This is a genomic window from Protofrankia sp. CiT1 (assembly GCF_917627335.1).
Taxonomy (GTDB): Bacteria; Actinomycetota; Actinomycetes; order Frankiales; family Frankiaceae; genus Protofrankia.
In genome coordinates, this window is the sequence record NZ_CAKJTP010000043.1 from 1 (window position 1) to 1230 (window position 1230).

Below are 1230 nucleotides of genomic sequence, written 5' to 3' on the forward strand. Positions count from 1 at the left end.
ATCGACATAGCTGACCATCATCCCGCCGGCTCGGTAGGGCCGCATCTCCCCAGCTCACAGGCCCAGGCCGACTTCTGGCACCCCACAGGGTCGAGGCATCCCGAAGGACACGGACGCCGCGGACGAGGAGGTCACAGACACGGACGTCGCGGAGAAGGCGTCTGGCGGGGTGGGGCGGCGGCGGGGGAAGAGGAAGCGGGGCAAGTAGCCTGGCGAGGACGGGCTGACCCTGGCCTGGCGGGAGGTTCCGGACCGGGTCGAGAGGCATTTCCCGGTCGGGGACTGCTCCTGCGGCGCCGGGATCGCCGACGGCACGGTCGCCGGGGTCGCCCGCTCGCATCAGTCCCACGACGTCGCCCGCGTCGAGTTCGCTGTGACCCAGCACGACCTGTACCGGGTCGTGTGCGGCTGCGGGCTGCGTCATGTAGCGGCCCGGCCTGCCGAGGTGCTCGACGCGTCGGTGTCCTACGGCCCGGAGATCCGGGCGATCGCGCTGTACCTGCTCGTGCGCCCGCACATACCGGTCGAGCGGATCTGTGAGCTGCTCTTCGAGGTCTACCAGGTTGAGGTGTCCACCGGCTGGGTGCACGGCCTGCTCGCCGCCGGGTCGGAGGCGGTCGACCCGGCGGTGCGGGAGATCGAGGAGCGGATCGCGGCCGAGAAGGTCGTCGGCTTCGACGAGACACCCATGAAGATCGGACCGAAGGGGCGGACACGGTACGTGCTCTCGGTGTCGACCGGGCTGTTCACGTTGTTCATGCTGGGACGGCGTGACCTGGTCAGCTTCGAGCTGTTCCTGCTCGCCCGGATGCTGGGTGTCGTCGTGCACGACCGCTACGGCCTGTACGACCACGTGACGTTCAACGGCTTCCTGCACCAGCTCTGTGTCGCGCACATCCTGCGGGACGTGCGGGACGTGATCGAGACCTACCCAGACGCGGCGTGGGCGCCGCAGGTCGCCCGGTCGCTCACGGGGCTGGTCCACCAGGCCAGCCTTGCTCGCCTCGCCGGGCTTGCCGGGGTCCCGGCCGCGCTGCGCGACCCGTTGATCGAGGAGTTCCGTTCCGGGGTGAAGGTCGGCCTTTCTGAGATCGTTCCCGCGCCGAAGGGCCGTAAGCAGCCGGTCGGTCGCTGCCTACTCGAGTGCCTCGACGCCCGCGAGCAGGATGTGCTGCGTTTCGTGTTCGACCTGGACGTCTGGGCGACGAACAATCAGTCCGAGCGCGACCT

Annotated in this window: 1 protein-coding gene; it reads left to right on the forward strand. The window is 69.3% G+C overall.

Annotated features, from left to right (window positions below):
- Window positions 1-373 precede the first annotated feature (373 nt).
- Window positions 374-1230: transposase (locus MJ785_RS09705; RefSeq protein ID WP_239380517.1), on the forward strand; the 857-nt coding region annotated here is incomplete at its 3' end.